The 23,821-nt window shown below is 54.4% G+C and carries 24 protein-coding genes; 6 read left to right on the forward strand and 18 right to left on the reverse strand.

The window, feature by feature from the left end; all coding sequences use genetic code 11:
- Positions 1 to 40 precede the first annotated feature (40 nt).
- The 16 genes from nuoE to J4E70_RS07145 all read right to left on the reverse strand — a co-directional run bounded on the left by nuoE (position 41) and on the right by J4E70_RS07145 (position 15,603).
- Positions 41 to 1,123, reverse strand: a complete 1,083-nt coding sequence (gene nuoE / locus J4E70_RS07070) for an NADH-quinone oxidoreductase subunit NuoE (RefSeq protein ID WP_213888384.1) — start codon at positions 1,121 to 1,123, stop codon at positions 41 to 43.
- Positions 1,124 to 1,127: 4 nt separating this feature from the next.
- On the reverse strand, positions 1,128 to 1,280 hold the full coding sequence (locus J4E70_RS07075; RefSeq protein WP_213888385.1) for a hypothetical protein: 153 nt from the start codon (positions 1,278 to 1,280) through the stop codon (positions 1,128 to 1,130).
- Positions 1,277 to 2,488: an NADH-quinone oxidoreductase subunit D gene (locus tag J4E70_RS07080; protein WP_213888386.1), complete on the reverse strand. Its 1,212-nt coding sequence runs from the start codon at positions 2,486 to 2,488 to the stop codon at positions 1,277 to 1,279. Before J4E70_RS07080 ends, J4E70_RS07075 begins: the two co-directional genes overlap by 4 nt.
- Positions 2,489 to 2,492: 4 nt before the next feature.
- A complete protein-coding gene (locus J4E70_RS07085; protein WP_213888387.1) occupies positions 2,493 to 3,371 on the reverse strand; it encodes a sulfotransferase in 879 nt (292 codons plus the stop codon).
- Between the two features lie 5 nt (positions 3,372 to 3,376).
- Positions 3,377 to 3,988 (reverse strand): NADH-quinone oxidoreductase subunit C, encoded by a 612-nt coding sequence (locus J4E70_RS07090; RefSeq protein WP_213888388.1) that lies wholly within the window; start codon positions 3,986 to 3,988, stop codon positions 3,377 to 3,379.
- Positions 3,989 to 3,997: 9 nt separating this feature from the next.
- Positions 3,998 to 4,531 (reverse strand): NuoB/complex I 20 kDa subunit family protein, encoded by a 534-nt coding sequence (locus tag J4E70_RS07095; RefSeq protein WP_213888389.1) that lies wholly within the window; start codon positions 4,529 to 4,531, stop codon positions 3,998 to 4,000.
- A complete protein-coding gene (locus J4E70_RS07100) occupies positions 4,522 to 4,887 on the reverse strand; it encodes an NADH-quinone oxidoreductase subunit A (RefSeq protein ID WP_213888390.1) in 366 nt (121 codons plus the stop codon). Before J4E70_RS07100 ends, J4E70_RS07095 begins: the two co-directional genes overlap by 10 nt.
- A 172-nt stretch (positions 4,888 to 5,059) precedes the next feature.
- A complete protein-coding gene (locus tag J4E70_RS07105) occupies positions 5,060 to 5,842 on the reverse strand; it encodes a crotonase/enoyl-CoA hydratase family protein (protein WP_213888391.1) in 783 nt (260 codons plus the stop codon).
- 32 nt (positions 5,843 to 5,874) lie between these two features.
- A complete protein-coding gene (locus J4E70_RS07110) occupies positions 5,875 to 6,729 on the reverse strand; it encodes a hydroxymethylglutaryl-CoA lyase (protein ID WP_213888392.1) in 855 nt (284 codons plus the stop codon).
- The gene (locus J4E70_RS07115; protein ID WP_213888393.1) at positions 6,722 to 7,384 is read right to left on the reverse strand and encodes a glutathione S-transferase family protein; all 663 of its coding nucleotides are present in this window, start codon (positions 7,382 to 7,384) and stop codon (positions 6,722 to 6,724) included. The genes J4E70_RS07110 and J4E70_RS07115 overlap by 8 nt, the downstream gene beginning before the upstream one ends.
- On the reverse strand, positions 7,381 to 9,333 hold the full coding sequence (locus tag J4E70_RS07120; RefSeq protein WP_213888394.1) for an acetyl/propionyl/methylcrotonyl-CoA carboxylase subunit alpha: 1,953 nt from the start codon (positions 9,331 to 9,333) through the stop codon (positions 7,381 to 7,383). Before J4E70_RS07120 ends, J4E70_RS07115 begins: the two co-directional genes overlap by 4 nt.
- Positions 9,334 to 10,308, reverse strand: coding sequence for an NAD(P)H-dependent flavin oxidoreductase (locus tag J4E70_RS07125; RefSeq protein ID WP_213888395.1), 975 nt, complete (start codon positions 10,306 to 10,308; stop codon positions 9,334 to 9,336).
- Positions 10,309 to 10,533: 225 nt separating this feature from the next.
- The gene (locus J4E70_RS07130) at positions 10,534 to 12,138 is read right to left on the reverse strand and encodes a carboxyl transferase domain-containing protein (RefSeq protein ID WP_213888396.1); all 1,605 of its coding nucleotides are present in this window, start codon (positions 12,136 to 12,138) and stop codon (positions 10,534 to 10,536) included.
- Positions 12,138 to 13,301: an isovaleryl-CoA dehydrogenase gene (locus J4E70_RS07135; protein WP_213888468.1), complete on the reverse strand. Its 1,164-nt coding sequence runs from the start codon at positions 13,299 to 13,301 to the stop codon at positions 12,138 to 12,140. The genes J4E70_RS07130 and J4E70_RS07135 overlap by 1 nt, the downstream gene beginning before the upstream one ends.
- A gap of 168 nt (positions 13,302 to 13,469) precedes the next feature.
- Positions 13,470 to 14,279, reverse strand: coding sequence for a polyphosphate kinase 2 (ppk2, locus tag J4E70_RS07140; RefSeq protein WP_213888397.1), 810 nt, complete (start codon positions 14,277 to 14,279; stop codon positions 13,470 to 13,472).
- A gap of 94 nt (positions 14,280 to 14,373) precedes the next feature.
- On the reverse strand, positions 14,374 to 15,603 hold the full coding sequence (locus J4E70_RS07145) for a DegT/DnrJ/EryC1/StrS family aminotransferase (protein ID WP_213888398.1): 1,230 nt from the start codon (positions 15,601 to 15,603) through the stop codon (positions 14,374 to 14,376).
- A 119-nt stretch (positions 15,604 to 15,722) separates the two neighbouring features.
- Here J4E70_RS07145 and J4E70_RS07150 point away from each other — a divergent pair, with 119 nt between their 5' ends.
- On the forward strand, positions 15,723 to 17,045 hold the full coding sequence (locus J4E70_RS07150; RefSeq protein WP_213888399.1) for an MmgE/PrpD family protein: 1,323 nt from the start codon (positions 15,723 to 15,725) through the stop codon (positions 17,043 to 17,045).
- Here J4E70_RS07150 and J4E70_RS07155 read toward each other — a convergent pair.
- Positions 17,027 to 17,692, reverse strand: a complete 666-nt coding sequence (locus tag J4E70_RS07155; protein ID WP_213888400.1) for an HAD-IA family hydrolase — start codon at positions 17,690 to 17,692, stop codon at positions 17,027 to 17,029. The two genes, J4E70_RS07150 and J4E70_RS07155, sit on opposite strands and share 19 nt — an antisense overlap.
- A gap of 129 nt (positions 17,693 to 17,821) precedes the next feature.
- Between J4E70_RS07155 and glmU the strand changes: the two genes are divergently transcribed.
- The 3 genes from glmU to J4E70_RS07170 are packed head-to-tail and all read left to right on the forward strand — an operon-like array spanning position 17,822 to position 21,717.
- Positions 17,822 to 19,177, forward strand: a complete 1,356-nt coding sequence (glmU, locus tag J4E70_RS07160) for a bifunctional UDP-N-acetylglucosamine diphosphorylase/glucosamine-1-phosphate N-acetyltransferase GlmU (protein WP_213888401.1) — start codon at positions 17,822 to 17,824, stop codon at positions 19,175 to 19,177.
- A complete protein-coding gene (gene glmS, locus J4E70_RS07165; protein ID WP_213888402.1) occupies positions 19,177 to 21,000 on the forward strand; it encodes a glutamine--fructose-6-phosphate transaminase (isomerizing) in 1,824 nt (607 codons plus the stop codon). Before glmU ends, glmS begins: the two co-directional genes overlap by 1 nt.
- A 42-nt stretch (positions 21,001 to 21,042) precedes the next feature.
- Complete coding sequence (locus tag J4E70_RS07170) at positions 21,043 to 21,717, forward strand: DNA alkylation repair protein (RefSeq protein ID WP_213888403.1); 675 nt, start codon at positions 21,043 to 21,045, stop codon at positions 21,715 to 21,717.
- A 19-nt stretch (positions 21,718 to 21,736) separates the two neighbouring features.
- Here the strand turns inward: J4E70_RS07170 and J4E70_RS07175 are convergent, their stop codons facing one another.
- Positions 21,737 to 22,216 carry a hypothetical protein gene (locus J4E70_RS07175; RefSeq protein ID WP_213888404.1) on the reverse strand — a complete coding sequence of 160 codons (480 nt, stop codon included), beginning with the start codon at positions 22,214 to 22,216 and terminating at the stop codon, positions 21,737 to 21,739.
- A gap of 86 nt (positions 22,217 to 22,302) precedes the next feature.
- Between J4E70_RS07175 and moaA the strand changes: the two genes are divergently transcribed.
- Positions 22,303 to 23,310 carry a GTP 3',8-cyclase MoaA gene (moaA, locus tag J4E70_RS07180; protein ID WP_213888469.1) on the forward strand — a complete coding sequence of 336 codons (1,008 nt, stop codon included), beginning with the start codon at positions 22,303 to 22,305 and terminating at the stop codon, positions 23,308 to 23,310.
- Positions 23,307 to 23,786 (forward strand): RES family NAD+ phosphorylase, encoded by a 480-nt coding sequence (locus J4E70_RS07185; protein ID WP_213888405.1) that lies wholly within the window; start codon positions 23,307 to 23,309, stop codon positions 23,784 to 23,786. Before moaA ends, J4E70_RS07185 begins: the two co-directional genes overlap by 4 nt.
- The last annotated feature ends 35 nt before the right edge of the window (positions 23,787 to 23,821 follow it).

Below are 23,821 nucleotides of genomic sequence, written 5' to 3' on the forward strand. Positions count from 1 at the left end.
TTCTTCATCGTACTTATGGTCCACTCAGCGGGGAAAGCTGTCAGTAAACGTCGCCCTTCCCAACTTTCTTAGAAAATTCCGTCTCACCGCCAGCGGCGAGAACTTTAGCTTGTTCAACCCATCCGTCGCGTGACACGCGTCCTTTAAAACCTTCAAGGTTTTCATCAACCCAGACAACCTCGGCAGCGCTCCATTTCGCAACCTGGTCAAAATGATAGAAACCGAGGCTGTGAAGCAGTGCTTCCAGCTTTGGTCCCACGCCTTTGATTTTTTTCAGATCATCTGCGCCCGTTTTTCGCGGTGCCTTCATGGTCCGTGGTTTTTTCTGCGCAGGTGGTGCGGCGGCAGCCTTGGTGGCTGATTTTGGCGTTGTTTTCTTAGCGGCTGGCTTTTTTGCCGCTGGCTTCTTTGCGGTCTTGCCAAGCCACGGCGTCAACAACGGGACTTCGGTGCCATCAATGCGCTTAACCGTGTCACCAAGATCAACCGAGAGTTGAGCCGAGCCGTTATATTGCGTGCGCCCACTTTCATATTCAGTCAGCGATGTCAGGCCCGCCAACGGTTCTGCCGCGAACCGCCCGTTCTGAGGACCCGGGACCGGAACCTTGCCTTCAGCAAGTTCGTTCAGGATTTCGCGAAACCGGTCGGCCGTAAGGTCTTCGTAATAGTCTTTGCCGATCTGCGCCATTGGTGCGTTTGTGCAGGCCCCAAGGCATTCGACCTCTTCCCAGCTAAACTTACCGTCTTCGGACAGTTGATGTGATTTGTCGGCAATAACCTCGCGACAGATACCAATCAGGTCTTCCGCGCCGCAAATCATGCAGGACGTGGTTCCGCATATTTGAATATGTGCAACGGAACCAACAGGTTGCAGTTGAAACATGAAATAGAAGGATGCAACTTCAAGTGCGCGAATATATGCGAGCCCCAGCATATCAGCGATATGTTCAATCGCCGGGCGGGTCAGCCAGCCTTCCTGTTCCTGCGCGCGCCAGAGCAGCGGGATGATCGCGCTTGCCTGACGGCCCTCGGGGTATTTGGTTATTTGCCCTTCAGCCCATGCCAGGTTGGCCGGGGTGAAGGCGAATGTATCGGGTTGCTTGTGGTATAATCTGCGGAGCATAGGCTTATCGTGTCCCCGTGAAATTCATTGCGCCGGACGCTTTAACATTGCGGGCAACTGCTGCCACTGGTTTCGGCTTCAGAATGACCTTTACAAAGGCCACAGTAATGCTTGCAGCCATCAGGCTCAGCAACGAAAGAGTGAAAGTTGCGCTCACCTGTCGATCTCCCCAAAAACAACGTCCATAGTCCCGATGATCGCGGCGACATCAGCCAATTGGTGGCCGGTTGCGACATGGTCCATCGCCTGCAGATGCAAAAACCCTGGCGCGCGAATTTTGCTGCGGTACGGTTTGTTCGTACCATCAGCAACCAGATAGACGCCGAATTCACCTTTTGGGGCTTCGACTGCGGTATAAACTTCACCCGCAGGCACATGGAAACCTTCGGTATAGAGTTTGAAGTGGTGAATAAGCGCTTCCATAGAGGTTTTCATTTCACCGCGTGATGGTGGCGACAGCTTGCCACGCGCCAGCACATCGCCCTTTTCGACTCTCAGCTTGGCAATCGCCTGCGTGATGATTGAAAGGGATTCCCGCATTTCCTGCATCCGGCAGAGGTAACGGTCGTAGCAGTCGCCGTTTTTACCAATCGGGATCTGGAAATCAAACTCGTCGTAACATTCATAGGGTTGGCTGCGCCGCAAATCCCACGGCAGGCCAGAACCGCGCACCATGACACCCGAAAACCCCCAATCAAGGATTTCCTGTTCTGTCACGACGCCAATATCAGCGTTGCGCTGCTTAAAAATGCGGTTTTCGGTCAACAGCCCGTCAATATCGTCAAGCACCCGCGGAAATTCACCCGCCCATTCTTCGATATCGTTCAACAGGTCATCCGGCAGGTCCTGATGTACACCACCGGGGCGGAAATAAGCCGCGTGAAGCCGTGCACCACAAGCGCGCTCGTAAAATACCATCAGTTTTTCACGCTCTTCAAAACCCCAAAGCGGCGGTGTCAGCGCACCGACATCCATGGCTTGCGTAGTGACGTTCAGCAGGTGGTTCAAAATTCGGCCTATTTCACAGTAAAGAACCCGGATCAGGCTGCCACGGCGCGGAACGGCGGTACCAGTCAGCTTTTCAATCGCCAGACACCAGGCATGTTCCTGATTCATCGGTGCAACATAGTCGAGGCGGTCAAAATACGGCAGGTTCTGCAGATAGGTGCGGCTTTCCATCAACTTCTCAGTGCCGCGATGCAAAAGTCCGATGTGCGGATCACACCGTTCTACAATCTCGCCATCCAGTTCCAGCACAAGGCGCAAAACCCCGTGGGCTGCAGGGTGTTGCGGCCCAAAGTTAATGTTGAAATTCCGAATCTTCTGTTCGCCCGTCTGAGCGTCATCGAATTTGGTGCCGTCCATCATGTCACACCTTTACCATATTCTGTTTCCAGCTTTCGGGAAGCGAGCCAAACCGCTGTTCCACAAACGCATATTGCGGGGCAAGAACACGCTGAAGCGCATTCCTTGCACTGTCTTCCATGGGAATTTCAATGCCCTTGTGAACATATCCGGTCAGATCGCCTGGTCGATAATAAATGCCCAAAAACTTGCAGAGTTTTGTAAGGGCCTCTTCCGAAAAGAGACGTTCAAAGAATTCGACAAGCAACGATCCCTTCGGTAACGCGGCATCCATCTTTCTAAGAGAATTCGCATAGTCAGACCGCTTGGTCGCAGCAACCTCTGTACCTTCGATAACTTTCGTGATCAGCCGATGCGCGACACGTTTCACCTTTTCCGGAGAACCCGCGCGTCGATCTGCTATCATTCGCACATTGGACCAGAGCCGTTCAACCGGGTCGCGCAGGACATAAACAAATAGCGTTTCCACCGGCAGATTCGCCATTTGCCGCATCCGCGACTCTGGCAGCAACGAATAAGACGGGGTTATTTCACCAACCAAACGCGCGCGATCAGCATCGCGGTACAGAAACCTCAGATAAGCGTCTGTGTTTTCGCCGTTTTCGGTCAAAACTTTGCGCCATTCCATCAGGTTTCTGCGATGACGCCATTTGCGCCAAAGCTTCAGATCTTCGTTTTCTCTCAGCACTTTACCAATCGCGTCTATGCGCTGATCCAGCTTTTTCACCGCTCTTTCGATTTTGTTGTCTTCCAGACGATCAAAATAATGAAGCTCTTTGGGGTCGGACATCTTACATTCAGGATGATTGCTCAGATAACGGTGGAGCCAACTGGTCCCCGCTTTTGTTGCACCCATCCCAAACATCAACGTCGCCTGCCCCATGCGCGTTACCCTTTGGCCTGTTCGTTTTTCTCGTCACCCGGAAGGATGTATTCCGCACCTTCCCATGGAGACATGAAATCAAATTGCCTGTATTCCTGAACCAGATTTACCGGCTCATAGACGACGCGCTTTTGTTCTTCGTCATAGCGAACTTCGGTGTATCCCGTGGTGGGAAAATCCTTACGCAGCGGATGACCGCGAAAGCCATAGTCCGTCAAAATGCGCCTCAAATCCGGATGCCCGGAAAACAGAATACCGAACATGTCAAAGACTTCGCGTTCAAACCAGTTCGCGCTTGGGTGCACCTCGCAGATCGAGGAAACCATATCATCCTCACGCATGCTCACCCGCAGACGGATGCGGTGGTTCTGGTACATCGACAGAAAATGGTAAACCACGTCGAAACGTTTATCGCGTGTAGGGTAATCGACAGCCGTAATATCGACTAGTGAGGAAAAACGGCAACTACGATCGCTCTTTAAAAATTCAACGAAATCAACCAGCGCGCTCGGAACGACGGAAATCGTCAGTTCTCCGTGTGCAATCTCGTGGGACAACACTGCATTGGGGCGTTTCAGTTCTACGTGCGCGCCAAGCTCTTGTAGTGCTTCGGACATGTTAACCCCTTACCTTACTATCGTGCCGGTGCGGCGAATTTTGCGTTGCAGTTGCAGGATACCGTAAAGCAGCGCCTCTGCGGACGGGGGACAGCCGGGTACGTAAATATCAACCGGAACAATCCGGTCACATCCGCGCACGACAGAATAGCTGTAGTGGTAATAACCGCCACCATTTGCGCAGGACCCCATGGAAATCACATACCGGGGCTCTGGCATCTGGTCGTAAACCTTGCGCAGTGCCGGAGCCATTTTGTTGGTCAGCGTTCCCGCGACAATCATTACGTCAGACTGACGTGGGCTTGCACGTGGGGCAAACCCGTAACGTTCAACATCATAGCGCGGCATCGCCGTGTGCATCATTTCAACCGCACAACACGCCAGACCAAAGGTCATCCAGTGCAATGAACCGGTGCGTGCCCAGTTAATGATGTCTTCGGTCGAACTCAGCAAGAAGCCCTTGTCCTGAAGTTCGCGGTTCAGGGTTTGTGTTGCGACATCCATGTCGACACCAGCCGTATTGGCAGAGGTTGTCACTCCCATTCAAGCGCCCCTTTCTTCCATTCGTATGCAAAGCCAATGGTCAGCACACCAAGAAACACAATCATCGACCAGAACCCGACCAGCCCCACATCCTTGAACGCAACAGCCCATGGAAAGAGGAATGCAATTTCAAGATCGAAGATGATGAATAGAATGGCGACGAGGTAAAATCGGACGTCAAACTTCATCCGTGCATCGTCGAAAGCGTTAAAGCCACATTCGTATGCGCTGACTTTTTCGGGATCAGGGTTTCGGACGGCAAGGATGACAGCGGCAAGGATTAGCACCACTCCCAATCCAACGGCCAGGCCCAGAAAAACGAGGATCGGGAGATACTCTCTTAGCAGGTCTTCCACTTTTGGCTCCTTAAGGATGGCGTTCTTTGCGCTTGCCTTAGCTCTTGAGGGTTTAAACCCGCCTCATCGCGGGGTCAACCAAAGGTGGCTCTGTTTCCACGAGTAATGCAAGAAAGACCGCACAAGTGTTGCACGGATCATTGAGACAGATTTTCAGGGCTTCTAAAACGGACTATTTCACCCAATTTGGCTTTCTTTTCTCAAAGAACGCGCCAATTCCTTCGGCAGATTCGGGGCTGTCCCAGCGCTCTGCAAGGGCCGCAACTGTTTCGTCAATCAACGCATCTGTGATAGGCGCGCCCAATGATCGCACCAGCGCCTTTGCGTCTGCGACGGCACCGGGAGCGCAATTCAGGTAAGCTACAACTTCTGATTCCACCGCCGTATCAAGTTCGTCCGGATTGACAGCACGAGCGAGCAAACCAAGAGTCACGGCCTCGTCAGCGTCAAAAATTCGCGATGACATGAAAACGCGGCGCGCCATCGCTTCGCCCATTCGGGCAACGACATAGGGGCCGATGGTTGCCGGGATCAGACCAAGACGTGTTTCCGTCATACCGAACTTTGCGCCAGTCACGCCAACAGCAACATCACAGACGGACATCATGCCAACACCACCGCCAAAGGCCTGCCCCTGCACACGGCCAATCAATGGTTTTGGCATTGTATTCATCGCTTGCAGCATCTCGGCCAGTTTTCGAGCCTTCAGGCTTCGTGTCGTCGGGTCTGCAGCAACCTGATCCTGCATCCATTTCAGGTCCCCTCCGGCGCAAAAACTGCGCCCGGCACCGGTCAAAACAACAACGCGAACAGAGTCATCATCGCCAAGCACCCGGGCCGCGTCGGTAAGTTCAATCAGCATCTCTTCGGACAGCGCGTTATGCTTGTCTTCGCGTGACAGGGTCAGCGTTGCGACGCCACGTGTATCCTGATCAATCTTTAAAGTTTTGTACATTTCAACCCCGCCGAATTGTAAGTCTTTAAACGTCAGCCTGTGCGCATTGCGCGCGCCATTGTGGCCGCCTCCGCCAACACATCGCTATCAAGACCTGTGTCATACCCAAGTGCCACAAGATGCGCATTCACGGCTTCGGTCGCGACATTGCCTTCAGCTCCGGGCGCATAGGGGCACCCGCCAAGACCGCCGACCGCGCCATCAAAAACCCGAAGGCCCATCGACAACGACACATCGATATTGTCCAGCGCCCGCCCACCCGTGTCGTGGTAGTGACCTGACAGACGGTGCGGTGGAACCTCGTTCAGCACCGCAAGCAACATTTTTGCAATCGAATCTGGTGTCCCTTTGCCAATGGTATCGCCAAGCGACACCTCGTAGCAGCCCAGCGCGAACAGCTCGGCCGCCACCTCTGCCACCTTTTGGGGCGGGGTCGGCCCATCAAACGGGCAATCCGTGACACAGGAAACATAGCCGCGGACTGGCATATCAATATGCCGCGCTGCTTTCAGAATGGGTTTGAACCGTTCGATGCTTTCGGAAATCGTTGCGTTAATATTTGATTTGGAAAACCCTTCAGAAGCGGAAGCAAAAATCGCAATTTCATCAACCTTGGCAGCAACCGCCCCTTCATACCCACGCATATTTGGCGCCAAAGCGGCATATGACACGCCATCAACCCGCTTGATATCTTTCAAAACCGCGTCGCTGTCTGCCATCTGCGGCACCCATTTGGGTGAAACAAAAGAGCCAACTTCAATCCGCTGAAAGCCAGCCCGGCTTAAGCAATCCACAAGCGCTATCTTTTCGGCGGTTGGGATTTCGCGCGCCTCATTCTGCAAACCGTCGCGGGGGCCTACTTCAAATATTTCAACAAATTCAGACATCAGGCACCTCAAAGAACGGTTTTGAATAAAGCAACCGCACGCCATCGGGCGGAAGGGCCTTGGCAAATGATGGTCGCGCCGAGAACCGTTTCCAATAGGCGGCTGTCCGGGGCAGATCGTCAAGCCGAATAAAGTGTTGCCCTGCATAAAGCCCGTAGGCAATTGAACAATCTACAGCGCTAAAGCCTGACGCAAGCAACCAGTCCCGCCCATCAGCGAGCTGCGCTTCGATCCGGCCAATCGTTTTTTCAAGCCGCTTCGCCTCCAGTTTCATCTGTGTCGGAGATCGCATCCAGTCTTCGTACAGAACAATATGTGCCTGCGTGAGGTTCGCGCAGTGTTGACCGATGGTTTCAGAGTAGTGCAGCCAATCCAGCCATTCGGCGCGCTCGGCATCGCCAACTGCACGGCCCAGTCCGGCAGCCGGGAATTTTTCGCTGAGAAACTCAATCATGGCGCCGCTTTCGACCATGCATGTGCCGTCGATTTCCAGCGCAGGCACGCGCCCCGCGGGGCTTAGTTTGAGGTAATCGGCACTGCGCATGGACTTGTCGAAAAAATCATGCAGAACGAGATCGTATTCAACACCAAGTTCTTCCAGCAGCCAGATGACCCGCATGGAACGCGCCTGATGCGCATGGTGTAGTCGGATCATGCTGCAACCTCTTCTTCGCTTTCGAGCTGGATGAGCGCAGCACCGGCCTCGACCTGCGCACCTGCTGATGTAAGCACCTCGGCCACAATACCGTCACGTGCCGCCAACAGCGCATGTTCCATCTTCATCGCCTCAAGAACGGCAAGCCTGTCGCCTTTTGAAACTTTCGCGCCGACTTTCACAAAGACCTCTTTCACGAGCCCCGGCATCGGTGCTTCGATAATGTTGCCATCGCCCGAGGCGGCGCTTGCACGATCAAGCGGGTCAATCCCATGAAAATGATAGCCATTTCCAAAGAACACGCTGACATCTGCGCCAAGCGGCACGATATTCGCGTCAGTCTTAACGCCATCCACTAGCCAGACATCGCCAGCCCGCTCAACGCAGTGGCAGATATCGGCCAGTTCAACGTCAAACAGAGACGGGCCAAGCGTTGTGACCTTGGCACGGATGTCTTTGTCCTTGAAGCGAAACTGCGTCTCCTGCGGCGTGGGCACCCAGAGCGTAAACCCTGCAGATGGATCTTGTGGTTTACTTAATCCCATCAGGCCAAGTGCCGCCAGGGAGCGCGTCTTACTGCAAGGGACGGGATCAACCGCCAGCGTTTCAAGATTGCGGTCAATCAGGCCTGTATCAACATCGCCCTTGGCAAACCCCTCGTGCCGGGTCAGCGCCCTCAGGAAAGCAAGATTGGTGACAGAGCCAGCAACCTCTGTCTTTGCAAGCGCCTGTTCCATCTGGTGCAACGCAACCGAACGTGTCGAGCCATGGGTTGTCAGCTTTGCAATCATCGGGTCGTACCAGGGCGAGATCGTGTCCCCTGCCCGAACACCGCTGTCTGCACGTGTGTTTTCCGGAAATTGCAGATGCGTCAACGTACCCGTGGCGGGTAAAAAGCCTTTTGGCACATCCTCTGCATAAAGCCGGGCCTCAAACGCATGGCCCGTGATGCTGAGGTCTTCCTGCTTTGCAGGCAATGACTCTCCGCTTGCAACGCGCAATTGCCATTCGACCAGATCAACACCGGTAATCGCTTCGGTTACAGGGTGTTCGACCTGAAGGCGCGTGTTCATTTCCATGAACCAGAACCCGTCAGGGCGAAGACCGTGTGATCCATCAACGATGAATTCCACCGTACCTGCACCCGCGTAACCAATCGCCTCGGCGGCCCTGACACCTGCGGCACCCATGGCAGCGCGCATTTCTTCTGTCATGCCGGGGGCTGGCGCTTCTTCGATCACCTTTTGGTGGCGGCGTTGCAGAGAACAGTCGCGCTCGAACAAATGGACGGCTTTAGTGCCATCACCAAAGACCTGCACCTCGATATGGCGCGGCGCGATGATGTATTTTTCGATCAGGACGGCTTCATTGCCAAAGGCGGTTTTCGCCTCACCCTTGGCGCTTATCAAAGCTTCCATGAACTTTTCAGGCGCTTCGACAAGACGCATGCCTTTACCGCCACCGCCTGCAACTGCCTTGATCAGAACCGGGTACCCAATGGTGTCGGCAGCGCCAAACAGATGTTCCGGGTCCTGATTTTCGCCGTGGTATCCCGGCACGACAGGCACGCCAGCCTTTTCCATCAGCACTTTGGCTGCATCTTTCAGGCCCATTGCACGGATTGCGCTGGCTGAGGGGCCGATGAACGCAAGACCCACAGCTTCGACCGCATCAACAAAACCCGGGTTTTCCGAAAGGAAGCCATAGCCGGGGTGAATTGCCTCTGCCCCGGTTTCAAGCGCGGCTGCAATGATTTTATCCCCCATAAGATAACTTTCAGAGGGCGACGGCGGGCCGATATGCACGGCCTCATCCGCCATGGCGACATGTTTCGCACCCCGGTCGGCGTCAGAATAAACTGCAACTGTGCGCACGCCCAGACGACGGGCCGTTTCCATGACACGACAGGCAATTTCGCCCCGGTTGGCAATCAGGATTTTAGTGAACATTCAGCTCTCCAATAATTCTACACCCCTGCGCAGGTGCACTTCAGCTTCGCTCGCTATCGCGGCAATTATTTCACCTGCTGGGCCACGTTCCAAGATCAGTCCAGCGGATTCGCCAACCATCGTACTGGCATTGCGAATATCGCCTGCACGCCACGCGGCCATCCATTTTTCGGCTTCTTCATCCGCAACTTTTAACAACCCATCCTGATCTTCATGCCACCGATCCGTAAAATCGTTCTTTAGTGAATGCGCTGTGTAGCGCACTGGCCAGTCAAGCTTACGCGCGATATCTGAAACAGGTGACCGAATGGTGTCGTCCCCCGTTGCTGCAATGGCCGCGGAGATCATATTTTTATGCGCGAGGGATTCATTGCTCGCCCAAAGTCTGGAACCAACTACAACGCCATCTGCACCCAGCATCAGACTTGCTGCCAATCCACGCCCGTCGGCAATGCCACCCGCAGCCAGCAACAAGACATCAGGCGCATTATCGACAAGCCATGTTGATATTTCCGGCACCAGCGTCATCGTCGTTCGGGTTTCGCCGTGGCCCCCGGCCTCCCGGCCTTGCGCCACCAGTATGTCCGCCCCGGCCCTAACAGCGCTTTGAGCATCTTTCAGTGTCTGAACCTGACAAATAAGTGGCACGCCTGCATCTTTGATCCGGGCAACATACGGGGTTGGGTCATCAAACGAAAGAAACACCGCACGCGGATTTGCACTCAATACAGTTTCAAGCGCTGCGGGGTTTTCCTTGATGGCCCATGTGATCAGCCCATACCCAACCGGTGTTTGCCCTGCGACCGAGATTTCCTTTTCCAGCCAATCGCCTTTACCATAACCCCCTCCGACAAGGCCCAATGCACCCGCTTTACTGACTGCTGCGGCAAGCTTCCCCCCCGCGGCCAGCGCCATTGGTGCCGAGACAATCGGATATTTAAGGTCGAACATTCTGGTCAGTCTGGTGTCGATCATGTTGTATCTCTCTTTTGCAAAACTTACTGTGGGAAGGGAAAAGCGCGGCCTTTCCGATCTGTTAAAATCTCACAAAAAGGCAAATGCAGACACGAAATTGGTGTTTCATTTGCATCAGTCTTGTAACGGGTTCGAGAAGCAATTTTCACACTGACAGAATTGCACAAAAGCGGCCAATGCCAAGCTTGCTCTAAATCTGTGAGGTGGGTCATTCGTATCTTTCACTTACATCCGGAACACGCCAAAGCGTGTCTCCTCAATCGGGGCGCACAATGCGGCGGACAGGCTAAGCGCCAGCACATCGCGGCTTTTGCGTGGGTCAATGATGCCGTCGTCCCATAGCCGGGCCGAGGCGTAGAGCGGGTGAGATTGTTCTTCGAACATATCAATCGTGGGCTGTTTGAAAGCAGCTTCTTCCGCAGCTGACCATTCCCCGCCTGCCCGTTCAATCGCGTCGCGTTTCACGGTGGCAAGCACCCCTGCCGCCTGTTCGCCCCCCATCACGGAGATGCGTGAATTTGGCCATGTCCACATGAAACGCGGCTGATAGGCCCGCCCCGCCATGCCGTAGTTGCCAGCACCGAAGGACCCGCCAACAACCATTGTGATCTTTGGCACATTCGTTGTGGCGACTGCTGTCACAAGCTTGGCTCCGTGGCGCGCGATACCTTCGTTCTCATACTTGCGACCAACCATGAAACCGGTGATGTTCTGCAGGAACAACAGTGGAATATTCCGTTGACTGCATAATTCCACGAAATGCGCGCCCTTTTGTGCAGCCTCGCTGAACAGCACACCGTTATTGGCAATGATGCCAACGGGGCAGCCTTTGAGATGCGCAAATCCGGTCACTAGCGTTTCCCCAAACCGCGCCTTGAACTCATCAAAGCGCGAGCCGTCAACGATACGCGCAATCACCTCGCGAATGTCATAGGGCGTGCGCAGATCAACCGGAACAACACCCAGCAATTCCTCGGGATCATATGCGGGCTCTTCCGGTGTTTGCCACTGAACGGTTTGCGGTTTGGCCCGGTTTAGGCTTTCAACCGTACGGCGGGCAAGCGCCAGCGCGTGAGTGTCATCCTCGGCCAGATAATCGGCGACACCTGACAGGCGCGTGTGAACATCACCCCCGCCAAGGTCTTCTGAGGTTACAACCTCGCCCGTTGCAGCCTTTACAAGCGGCGGGCCTGCCAAGAAGATCGTACCTTGTTCTTTCACGATGATCGTCACGTCAGACATTGCCGGAACATAGGCCCCGCCTGCGGTACAAGACCCCATGACAACGGCAATCTGCGGAATGCCCTTGGCGCTCATCCTTGCCTGATTGTAGAAAATCCGGCCAAAATGGTCGCGGTCCGGGAACACCTCGTCCTGATTGGGCAGGTTCGCGCCACCACTATCGACGAGGTAAATGCAGGGCAGATGGCATTCTTCGGCAATTTCCTGTGCGCGCAGGTGTTTCTTGACGGTCATCGGGTAATAGGTTCCGCCTTTTACGGTGGCGTCATTGCAGACAACCATAACCTCGTGGCCGTGCACACGCCCGACACCGGCGATCACACCTGCACAAGGGGCCGCACCGTCATACATGCCATGCGCTGCCGTTGCGCCAACCTCAAGAAACGGGCTGCCGGGATCAAGCAGGTTCGCCACACGTTCCCGCGGCAGCATTTTCCCCCGCGACAAATGCCGTGCGCGAGACTTTTCGCCACCGCCAGCCGCAGCGAGTGCAGCAACTTCTGTCGCCGTTTCAAGAGCTTGTAGGTTAACGTCGCGACGACGCAGGAAGTCTTCAGAGGTTGTGAGGGTTTGGGACTGAAGACGCATCAGCTCATCGCCCCCATCAACTCGCGTCCAATCAGCATGCGGCGAATTTCACTGGTACCTGCGCCGATCTCCATGAGCTTCGCGTCGCGAAACAGGCGGCTGACAACGCTGTCGTTCATGAACCCGGCCCCACCCATGGCCTGCACGGCCTGATGCGCCTGCACCATGGCCTGTTCAGACGCGTAGAGCACACAGGCAGACGCGTCCTGACGCGTGACCTGCCCGCGATCACAACTTTTCGCGACCTCATAAAGATAAGCGCGGGCAGTGTTCATTGCGGTGTACATATCCGCGATCTTGCCCTGCATCAGTTGGAAAGACCCGATTGGTTTGCCAAATTGCTTGCGCTCGGCAAGATACGGCATCACCTCGTCAAGGCAGGCTGCCATAATGCCAGTACCGATGCCCGAAAGCACGACACGTTCATAATCAAGGCCTGACATCAGAACGGCAACACCGCGCCCCTCTTCGCCCAGAACATTCTCAAACGGTACTTCAACGTCTTCAAACACCAGTTCTGCCGTGTTGGAGCCGCGCATTCCCAGCTTGTCAAAATGCTTTGAGGTGGAAAACCCCTTCATCGATTTTTCGATCAGGAAGGCAGTGATCCCTTTTGACCCCGCGTCGGGGTCTGTTTTTGCATAAACCACCAAGGTATCTGCATCCGGTCCGTTGGTGATCCAGTATTTTGTGCCGTTCAGCGTGTAGTAGCCGTTTTTCTTTTCAGCCCGCAGCTTCATGCCCACAACGTCAGAGCCTGCCCCGGCCTCGCTCATCGCGAGCGCACCTACATGCTGACCAGAGATCAGACCCGGCAAGTATTTTTCTTTCTGCTCCTGGTTTCCGTTCAGTTTGATCTGGTTGACGCAAAGGTTTGAATGTGCGCCATACGACAGCGAAACAGAGGCAGAGGCGCGGGCGATTTCCTCGACCGCGATCACATGCGCGAGATATCCCATCTCTGCACCACCAAATTCCTCTGGCACGGTGATACCCAGCAGGCCAAGCTCGCCCATTTCTTCCCAAAGCTCCGCGGGAAATTCGTTCTTTTCGTCAATTTCCGCCGCCATAGGCTTCAGGCGCTCCTGCGCCCAGCGATGCACCATATCACGCAGTGCATTAACATCTTCGCCCAGATCAAAATTCATCGTTGCGTTGAACATGGCGGTCTCCTCGGGGATAATATTTATTGAACGATTGTTCATTTAATACGCCAAAGCAGTGAGTCGGGTCAAGAACGCAGATCAAATCAATCGAAACTACTGATTTCCAAGCCTGTTTTCCGCAGCACTTTTGGGTCGTCAAAGCAAGTTGGAAACCGTCACTGCGTTTCAGCAAAGATCTTTATGCACCTCTGGAACGAAGGTCTGGTCTTCTATCGGCGGGCGTACATACCCGCGTTGCTGTGGCCTTTCTTCCAATTCAATCGGCTCCGGGGTAAGGTCCTTGTATGGAATCAACGACAGCAAATGGCTGATACAATTCAGCCGCGCGTGTTTCTTAACGTCAGATGACACCACATACCACGGTGCCTGTTTGATGTCTGTGTGCGAGAACATCAAATCCTTGGCGTGGGAATAGTCCACCCAGCGCTTGCGGCTTTCCAGATCCATCGGGCTTAGCTTCCAGCGCTTGGTCGGGTCTGTCAGACGCTTTTGGAAACGGCGCTCCTGTTCCTCGTCGCTGACCGAAAACCAATATTTGATAAGCTGAATGCCAGAGCGAACCAGCATCCGCTCAAACTCCGGACAACTGCGCATAAATTCCTGATATTCCTTGTCCGAGCAGAACCCCATAACCCGTTCAACACCGGCACGATTGTACCAGGAACGGTCAAAAATCACGATCTCACCCGCTGCCGGCAGATGCGGCACATAGCGTTGGAAATACCATTGTGTTTTTTCACGTTCGGTTGGCGCAGGAAGTGCGACAACCTGACAGATTCTTGGGTTCAGCGCCTCGGTGATCCGTTTTATTGTTCCACCCTTTCCGGCAGCGTCCCGGCCCTCGAAAATGAGCGCAACCTTGCGACCTGTCGCCTTCACCCATTCCTGAAGTTTGACCAGTTCGATCTGCATACGCGCCAGCTCTTGTTCATAGACAGCATTTTTGATCTTTCCGGATTTTTTCTTGGCAGTCATCTGACTTTCCCCTTGTAGTAAAAGACTCGGGTCGCGCGATTATTTGGCTCATTACGCTTGGGTTGCCCTTTAAAGTCAACGAAAGCACGTGAACTTAAACGCCGGTTACTTCATCCGCAGCAGCATTGTGAGCCTGATAGACCGCGCTCACCTCTTGGCGGATGACCCGGCTGATCAGTGCACAATCGTCCAGTGAAAAGGTAAGTGGCAGGCGCATATCCATGATACCGCGTAACACGCGGTCAGAGGTTGGCATTGGGGTTGTTGGGGCATATCGCCAGCTATCGTAGCGCGATGTAAAGCCCGTTGGTTCTGCACCACCAAACCATTTGAGTTCCACCCCGCACGCGGCACACCGGGAAACAACCTCGTTGATAGCTACGCCCGACCAATCGAGCAAAAGAAACTGAAATGAGGACGCAACGTAGGCTTCCTGTTCTGGCCGTTGGATCAGCGTGAGGCCCGGCAGGTTTTGCAACCCTTCCTCAACAATTTTGTACCGCGCGTTCCACGCGGCGCACTGACGTTCCAGATCACGAAGTTGCGGGCGCAGAATTGCAGCGCGCAGGTTGTCCATTCTGCCAGACATGTTTGGTGTCTCGTATCGCAGTGTTTCAAAGGCTTCCGGCGGAGGTGCCGCCTTGTGACGCGCGTAAAGCATGTAGGAGCCTGACATCATGATCGCCTTGGCCATTGCCTCTGTGTCGTCCGATATCAGCAACCCGCCTTCGCCCGAGTTCATGTGTTTGTAAGTTTGCGTGGAATAGCAGGCCATCACGCCGTGTCGTCCCGACAGCACACCGTTCCATCTGGCACCCATTGTGTGGGCGCAATCCTCGATCACCTGCACACCCGCAGCGTCACAGATTTTCATCAAGGCATCCATGTCGCAGATATGGCCGCGCATGTGCGACAGCAACAAAACCTTTGCACCACTTTGTTCGATCCTTTCTTTGAGGTCATCAAGATCAATCACAAGCGACTCTGTAACCCCCACAAAGACAGGTACCGCACCGACACCCGCAATAGCACCCGGCACCGGGGCAAGCGTGAAGGCATTGGTCAACACCTTGTCACCGGGACGCACGCCAATCGCGCGCAGCGCAGTCGCAATCGCATAACCACCGGAAGAAACGGCAAGGCAATACTTCGATCCCATGTAGTCCGAAAATTCCTGTTCCAGCAGCGCGGCCTCGGCCTCTTCGCCGTCAACCACGTTGTAGCGATGCAGACGTCCATTGCGCATGACTCGCAAAGCTGCCTTGATCCCTTCCTCAGGGATGGGTTCCTGCTGGGTAAAGCTGCCGGCAAATTTTTCAGTCATCGCGGACTCCTCTGCTGCATTCTTGGGGGCCTTCGTAGGCAGCGTCAATGTCGTTTTCGGTTGCGTTTGATGTCGTCAATGTCTGGCAAGACTCTTTTCGCTAGTCGCAACATGTGCGTATGGCACTTACACATGACCCGCTTTCATTCATTCATGCGGTTGCGTATGACGATCTGCCCAAAGCGGTGCAGGATCAGACAATTTTGAACGTGCTGGATCTTGTGGGCGTTGGGATTGGCGGCGCGCAAACTAAGTTGTCGAAGATCATTTGCAATCACGCCGAATTCCAGTTTGAAGGCCGCCACCGGATGTTGTTTGACGGGCGGCGGGCCTCGGCAACGGGCGCGGCACTGGCCTTGGGAATGACCATTGATGCCCTTGATGGACATGATGGGTTCAACCCGGCCAAAGGTCACATTGGCTGCGGTGTATTTGCCGGGGCGGTTGCGATCGCTCAGGAAACCGGGCTGAAAGATGGGCGCGAGTTTCTGGCAACAATCGCAATGGGGTACGAGCTTGGTGGAAGGCTCGCACTGGCTTTACACGGCACCGTTCCAGACTATCACACATCAGGAGCCTGGGTCGCAGTTGCGGGTGCAGCCATCGGTGCGCGGCTATTGAAACTTGACCCGGACCAGACCCGGCACGCGTTGGGGATCGCCGAATACCATGGCCCGCGCAGCCAGATGATGCGTGACATTGATTATCCAACAATGGTCAAGGATGGGTCAGGATGGGGTGCGATGGCGGGGGTTTCAGCGGCCTTTCTCGCACGCGACGGGTTTACCGGCGCGCCTGCAATTACGCTGGAACAGGCACCTGAATACTGGGCCGACGTTGGGCAACGCTGGATTTCGCTCGAGCAATATTACAAGCCCTACCCTGTTTGTCGCTGGGCGCAGGCCCCTATCGAAGGCGTGTTGGAACTACGCCGGACGCATGGATTGACACCTGAGGACGTGGAGCGGATTGAAGTAGAAACCTTTCATGAATCCGTACGTCTGGCGACAAATGAACCAAAAAACACAGAAGAAGCGCAGTATTCGACCTCCTTCCCCTGTGCAGTCGCAATGGCAAAAGGCACGGTTGGCCCCGAGGATATTGCCGATGATGCGCTGACGGACCCGGAACTGATGCGCCTTTCCAAATCACTGCGTATGATCGAAGACGAGTCCGCCAACGCGATGTTTCCGGCAAAACGCCTCGCGCGGGTCAGGTTAATTCTGTGCGACGGTCGGACGCTGCAAGGTGAATGGATGACACCGCGCTGGGATGCCGAAGCCCCACCTACACCCGACGAACTGCGAGAAAAGTTTCACAGCATCACGGACCCGCTGATCGGAGAAAGCGCTGCGGGGAATATTGAAGCATCGCTCTTTGGCTTGCCTGACTTGGGGTTACGCCCCCTGCTCGAATTGCTCTCTCAGCCAATGAGACGCTGAACGACATCGCCCAGATCATCATAATGATCAAGCAATGCTTCGGGCGACAGATCCGCAACACCACGCCCATCCGGGCCGAATGTCACCAGAACCGAGGCAACACCCGCTGCGCGCGCGGTTTGACGGTCTGTGGACGTATCGCCAACAAGCAGTGATTTCTTTAAAGAGCCGCCAACACGGGAAACCGCCTCATTGTAAGGCGCGGGATCAGGCTTTCTTACCGGCAGCGTATCAGCCCCGATCAAAGCCCCAAAAAGGCCCCGAACCCCAAGGTTTGTCATCAGAACTTCGGCCAATGCCTCGGGCTTATTGGTGCAAATTGCAGTCTGATAGCCGGACTTGAGCAGGCTTTCGACGGCATCGGCCATCCCGGGATAAAGCACTGTGTAACGATCAATATCTGCGGCATACGCCTCTAGAAAAATAGGGAATTGAGCGTCTATTTCGGCTGAATCTGCCACACCATTCAAGCGTTCAAACCCAAGTTTCAGCATCGCACGACCGCCACGAAAAGCAGTAGATTTGTCGTATTCGGGATCTAAAAGATCGCCATGACCAAGACCACTAAAACAACGGTTGGCCGCTGCGATCAGGTCGTGCCCTGTATCTGCAAGCGTTCCATCCAGATCAAATACGACTGTACGCATGCGCATCTCCCTTGGCGGTTTCCCGCTATTGCCTGTAATAATACGTAAATACTTTTGAACCCTTAGGCCCTTGTGACTTGCCATAAGACCGATAAAACGGACCGCACCAGAAGGAAAGAGCACAAACGCATGTCAGTCAGCCTGATAATTCTTGCCGCCGGGCAAGGAACACGGATGAATTCCGATTTACCGAAAGTCTTGCACCCCCTCGCGGGCGCGCCATTACTGGTGCATGCGATGCTGTCCGGAGCAGCGGTTTCACCAGAAAAGACGGTTGTTGTTGCCGGTCACGAGGCCGACGTGGTGGAAAAGGCCGCAAAAGCACATGATCCGGAGGTGACAATCGTTACTCAGGACGAACAGCTTGGCACCGGCCACGCGGTTTTACAGGCTCGCGATGCACTGGCAGATTTCGACGGCGATGCTGTCGTTCTTTTCGGCGACACCCCGTTTATCCACCCTGAAACGATTGGGGCGATGGTTACGGCACGATCTGACCACGCTGTTGTTGTGCTTGGATTTGAGGCAGAAGACCCCAAACGCTATGGACGGCTTGTTATGTCAGGCAATACGCTGGAGCGGATTGTCGAGTATAAAGACGCCACCGAAAAGGAACGCGCGATATCGCTATGTAATGGCGGTGTCGTCACAGCGAATGCACAGGTGTTGTTTGATTTGCTTGATGCTGTTGGAAACGACAATGCCTCTGGCGAATATTATCTGACGGACATTGTTGGTATTGCGCGAGAACGCGGCCTTTCAGCAACGGCCGTCACCTGCCCCGAAGCTGAAACGCAGGGTATTAACACCCGACAAGAGCTGGCAAAGGCCGAAACGACATTGCAAAGTCACATGCGCAGTGACGCGCTGGACAATGGCGTGACGATGAGCGCGCCTGAAACGGTGTTTTTTTCCCATGATACGGTTATAGGTCGTGATGCGACGATTGAACCCAACGTGTTTTTCGGCCCCGGCGTGACCATTGAAACTGGTGCAAAAATCCGGGCCTTCAGCCATCTGGAGGGCTGCCATGTTGCCCGTGGTTCTATTGTCGGCCCCTACGCCCGGCTGCGCCCCGGCACAGAATTGTCGGAAGATGTACGCGTTGGCAATTTCGTTGAAATTAAGAACTCTACGATTGCCGAAGGTGCGAAAGTCAATCATCTGTCCTATATTGGTGACGCCGAGATCGGCAAAGCGACAAACATCGGTGCAGGTACAATCACCTGCAACTATGATGGTGTAATGAAGCATAAAACAACAATTGGCGAACGTAGTTTCATCGGCTCAAACACAATGCTGATTGCACCGGTTACAGTCGCTGATGACACGATGACCGCCAGCGGATCTGTCATCACAAAAGACGTTGAAGCAAAGGCGCTCGCCATTGCACGGGCGCAACAGGTAAACAAACCGGGGCTTGCTGTCAAAATGTTTGAAAAGTTAAAGAATTTGAAAGCTAAACGCGATAAAGGAACCAAATAATGTGCGGTATTGTAGGTGTATTGGGCCAGCACGAAGTCGCCCCAATCATTGTAGAAGCGCTGAAAAGGCTAGAGTATCGCGGCTATGACAGCGCCGGCATTGCAACGGTAAACGATGGTCAGCTTGACCGCCGTCGCGCTGTTGGCAAACTGGTGAACCTATCCGATCTTCTGGTTCATGAACCACTTGCCGGCAAATCCGGAATTGGTCACACCCGTTGGGCAACCCATGGTGCTCCGACGGTTAATAACGCGCACCCACATCAGGCAGGCCCGGTTGCCGTGGTGCACAATGGGATCATCGAAAATTTCCGCGTGCTGCGTGCAGAGCTGGCCGAAAAAGGCATCAAGTTCCAGACGGAAACCGATACCGAAACCATCGCCCTTTTAGCGCAGTATTACATAAGCGAAGGTCTGGACCCCAGCGAGGCAGCCGCCAAAACAATTTCCCGGCTAGAAGGCGCATTTGCGTTGTGCTTCCTGTTTCATGGCGAAGACGATCTGATGATCGCTGCACGGCAGGGCTCGCCTCTTGCGATTGGTCATGGTGACGGAGAAATGTTCGTAGGCTCTGACGCGATAGCGCTGGCACCGATGACCAGCCGTATCACCTATCTTGAAGAAGGTGATCGCGCCGTTGTGACCAGAGCCGGAGCTGAAATTTTTGACGCAAAAGGCAAGCGTGCCAACCGGCCCGTCAAAAAGATTAAGATCGATGCAACGCAAGTTGAAAAAGGTGGCCACAAGCATTTCATGGCCAAGGAAATTGCAGAGCAACCGACTGTCTTGGCCGACGCAATTTCACACTACGTATCAACCGATGGCACAGCCATTACATTGCCGGACGGTGGGCTGGACTTTACCCAATATGACCGGATCGTCATGGTCGCCTGTGGCACAGCAAATTACGCCTGCCTGACCGCCAAATACTGGTTCGAGCAAATTGCACGCTTGCCGGTCGAGGTCGATATTGCCTCCGAGTTTCGCTATCGCGAACCCCCGATCACTGCGCGCACACTGGCCATTTTTGTCAGCCAGTCCGGTGAAACCGCAGATACGCTGGCGGCCCTTCGCTATTGTGTCGACAAAGCCGACAAGATTCTGTCTGTCGTGAATGTTCAGGAAAGCTCTATCGCGCGGGAAAGTGATATGGCTCTGCCCATTCTGGCCGGAACTGAAATTGGTGTTGCGTCGACCAAGGCCTTTACCTGCCAATTGAATGTGCTGGCGCTGCTGGCTCTGAAAGCAGCACAAGACCGCGGCGTGATGGACCAACAAACACTGTCAGACCACCTTTCAGCACTTCGTAACCTGCCCGGCCTTATGAACCAGGCACTGGGAACTGCTGATGCGATGAAATCTGCAGCACGCAAGCTCGCACAAGCGCAGGATGTGCTGTTTCTTGGCCGCGGCGCGATGTTCCCTCTAGCATTAGAAGGTGCTTTAAAGTTAAAAGAAATCAGCTATATACATGCTGAAGGCTATGCCTCTGGCGAGTTGAAGCATGGGCCTATCGCGCTTGTCGATAAAAAGGTTCCGGTCGTCGTCATAGCCCCAAGTGACCCGTTATTCGACAAATCTGTTTCAAACATGCAAGAGGTTATGGCGCGCAACGGTAAAGTTATTCTTGTCACTGACAGCAAGGGTGCAAAAGACGCGGGCGACGGGGTCTGGCAGGTGCTTTTAATGCCGGAGATCGAGCCGTTTCTGGCACCTATTCTTTATGCGATACCGGCACAGCTATTGGCCTATTACACAGCCGTTGCCAAAGGGACGGATGTTGATCAGCCGCGCAATCTTGCGAAATCTGTGACGGTGGAATGAATCGCCGCCTAACGACCGTCTAAATGTACAGGAACACCAAAAATGACCCCAGAGGACGCGCTTGAAGAACTTCGCGCTTTTTCCCAACCTGGAAAAGCGTTGCAGATGGCGGCGTATCACAAAGTTGACCGTGTTTTTTTGGGTGTCGCCAACCCCGATATCGATGCGGCACAAAAAACCTGGCGCAATTCGCTTGATGTTTCGGAACGTGTTGCGCTTGCAGATGGGCTCTGGCAATCCGGTATCTTCGAAGCGCGGATTGCTGCGGCAAAACTGCTGACGCAGGCCCGTCTTCGCCCGGACGAGACAGCATGGGCGCTAATCCAAAGTTGGGTGCCAGAATTCGATTGCTGGGCACTTGCCGATCATGTTTGTATTGCAGGGCAGAAGCGACTGATCGCAGATCCGTCGCGGATTGAAGCGGTAGAGACCTGGACCAAATCCGAACATATGTGGACCCGGCGCGCTGCAATGGTAATCACGTTACCCTGGACCAAACAAAATCACCCAAAGCCGCAGGATCTGGCAATTCGTGACCGGGTATTGGGCTGGGCTGCGGCATACGTCGCAGATCGTGACTGGTTCATCCAGAAATCGATTGGCTGGTGGTTACGCGAGCTTTCCAAACACGACAGACCGCGTGTTGAGGCGTTTCTGGAAAAACACGGTCAGGAAATGAAAAGCTTTGCGCGTAAAGAAGCCGCTAAATATCTGTAAATTACATGCGGTTGGAATTTCAGCGTGCGTAGACCGTTACTTCAGGCAAGCTCGCCAACGGCGCATCAAGCAATCGCATTGCCGCAAGTGATATCCGGCTCCCTGCCCCGTCGATTGGCAAAAGGTCAACATTCACCGATCGCCCATTGGCACCGTAATACACACGGCCCGCTCTGGCTGTATTGACAAGTGGTGTTTTGAGCCAGAACCCCGCTTCAGTTGGATCACCAAGCGAAACAACGGTAGACCCAAGCACCCTTTCACCCTGCGACGCAGACCCCGCAGCGGCCTGGCGTTCTGCGGCGGTGGTTGTATCAAAATCCTCTGGCGTGCGTGCGTCTTCAAACCCAGTGTCATCCGGCCTCGGTGCAGGACGGGGCGCGCTCCCCGCTTCCGAAGCAGAGCTGTCTTCGCGAAAAATTTCAAAAAACTCTTGGCCGCAACCAGAAAGGCCAAACCCTAGAGATAAAACGCAAACAAAATTTTGATACTGTTTCATAATTCCATTTCTAGTGATCTTTACGCATTCGTTCAACGCAAAGAAGTGACTTGCCGCCGACCGCGCGCGCGCATACGTTTACCGCTATGATAACGCCACTGATAGATCCCTTCCAGCGCGCCATCACCTACCTGCGGGTTTCGGTGACGGACCGTTGTGATTTTCGCTGTGTTTACTGCATGTCGGAAAATATGACCTTTTTGCCCAAGAAAGAACTGCTGACACTGGAAGAGCTTGATCGGCTTTGCAGTACGTTCATCGGTTTGGGCGTGGAAAAACTGCGGATTACAGGCGGCGAACCGCTGGTGCGGCGTGGAATCATGACGTTTTTCGACTCTATGTCCCGGCACCTTGGCACAGGGGCACTGAAGGAGCTAACGCTTACAACCAACGGCTCGCAGCTCAAGAAATACGCGCAGGATCTGGTGAATGCCGGGGTAAAACGGGTCAACATTTCTCTCGATACGCTGGACGAGGCAAAATTTGCCGAGATTACCCGTTGGGGCCGTCTGAAACAGGTCATCGAAGGCATAGATGCCGCCCAGAAAGCCGGACTTCGTGTGAAAATCAACGCGGTTGCGCTGAAGGGTGTGAACGATGTTGAACTGTTCGACCTGACACGCTGGTGTGCAGAACGTGATATGGACCTCACCTTTATCGAGGTGATGCCGATGGGCGATATCGGTAATGAGGATCGGCTTGATCAATACTGGCCGCTCAGCGATTTACGCGCGCAGCTTGAGACACGGTTCACAACCACCGACCTGGCGGAACGCACAGGCGGGCCCGCACGGTACCTGCGGCTTGAAGAAACCGGCCAGAAGATTGGGCTTATCACCCCGTTGACCCATAATTTCTGCGAAAGCTGCAACCGCGTGCGTGTGACCTGCACCGGGGAAATCTACACGTGTCTTGGGCAAGAAGGCCATGCAGACCTGCGTGAGCCTCTGCGCGCCAACCCAGAGCACGATGCGCCCTTACAGGATGCGATCCGTGCCGCAATCGGTCTGAAGCCGAAAGGTCATGATTTTGACTATTCCCGCCAGCGCACAGATGGGCAAATGTCACGGCACATGAGCCATACGGGCGGATGACACAGCACCTGATCCCGGTTTCCGGGGTCTTTTACCGGCTGGTCTTTAGCACCACACGCAATGCCCCGATCACGGCCGCTAAAACGCCGCAAGGTCGTTTTCACTACAATGGCCAGTCTGCGCTTTACATGTCTCCGACCAAGGAATGGGCCGCGAAAGCTTTAAAAGTTTATGTACGCCCTGACGATCCCCCGCGCGAATTCATCTCGCTCAATGTTACGGGTGCAAAAATTCTGGACCTGCGCAAAGCATCTGTCAGAGAGGCGTTTCAGATCAGACTTCCTGATATCAGGGCGCATTGGCGCGAAGAAACGGCCAATGGAAGCCCCGGTTCCAGTTGGAAAGTTTCAGATCGTGCAAGAGAGCTACAGGCCGACGGCCTTTTCTACCCGTCCCGCACAGAACAGGCGCGCTGGAACCTTGTTCTTTTTCGCTGGAACAAGGCTGGCGCACCTTCTGTTGAATACACTGACTAAGCTAAAACGGGCAGCATCCAAAGCGGATGCCGCCT

The sequence above is a fragment of the Pseudohalocynthiibacter aestuariivivens genome (assembly GCF_018457175.1).
In the GTDB taxonomy this organism is placed as follows: domain Bacteria; phylum Pseudomonadota; class Alphaproteobacteria; order Rhodobacterales; family Rhodobacteraceae; genus Pseudohalocynthiibacter; species Pseudohalocynthiibacter aestuariivivens.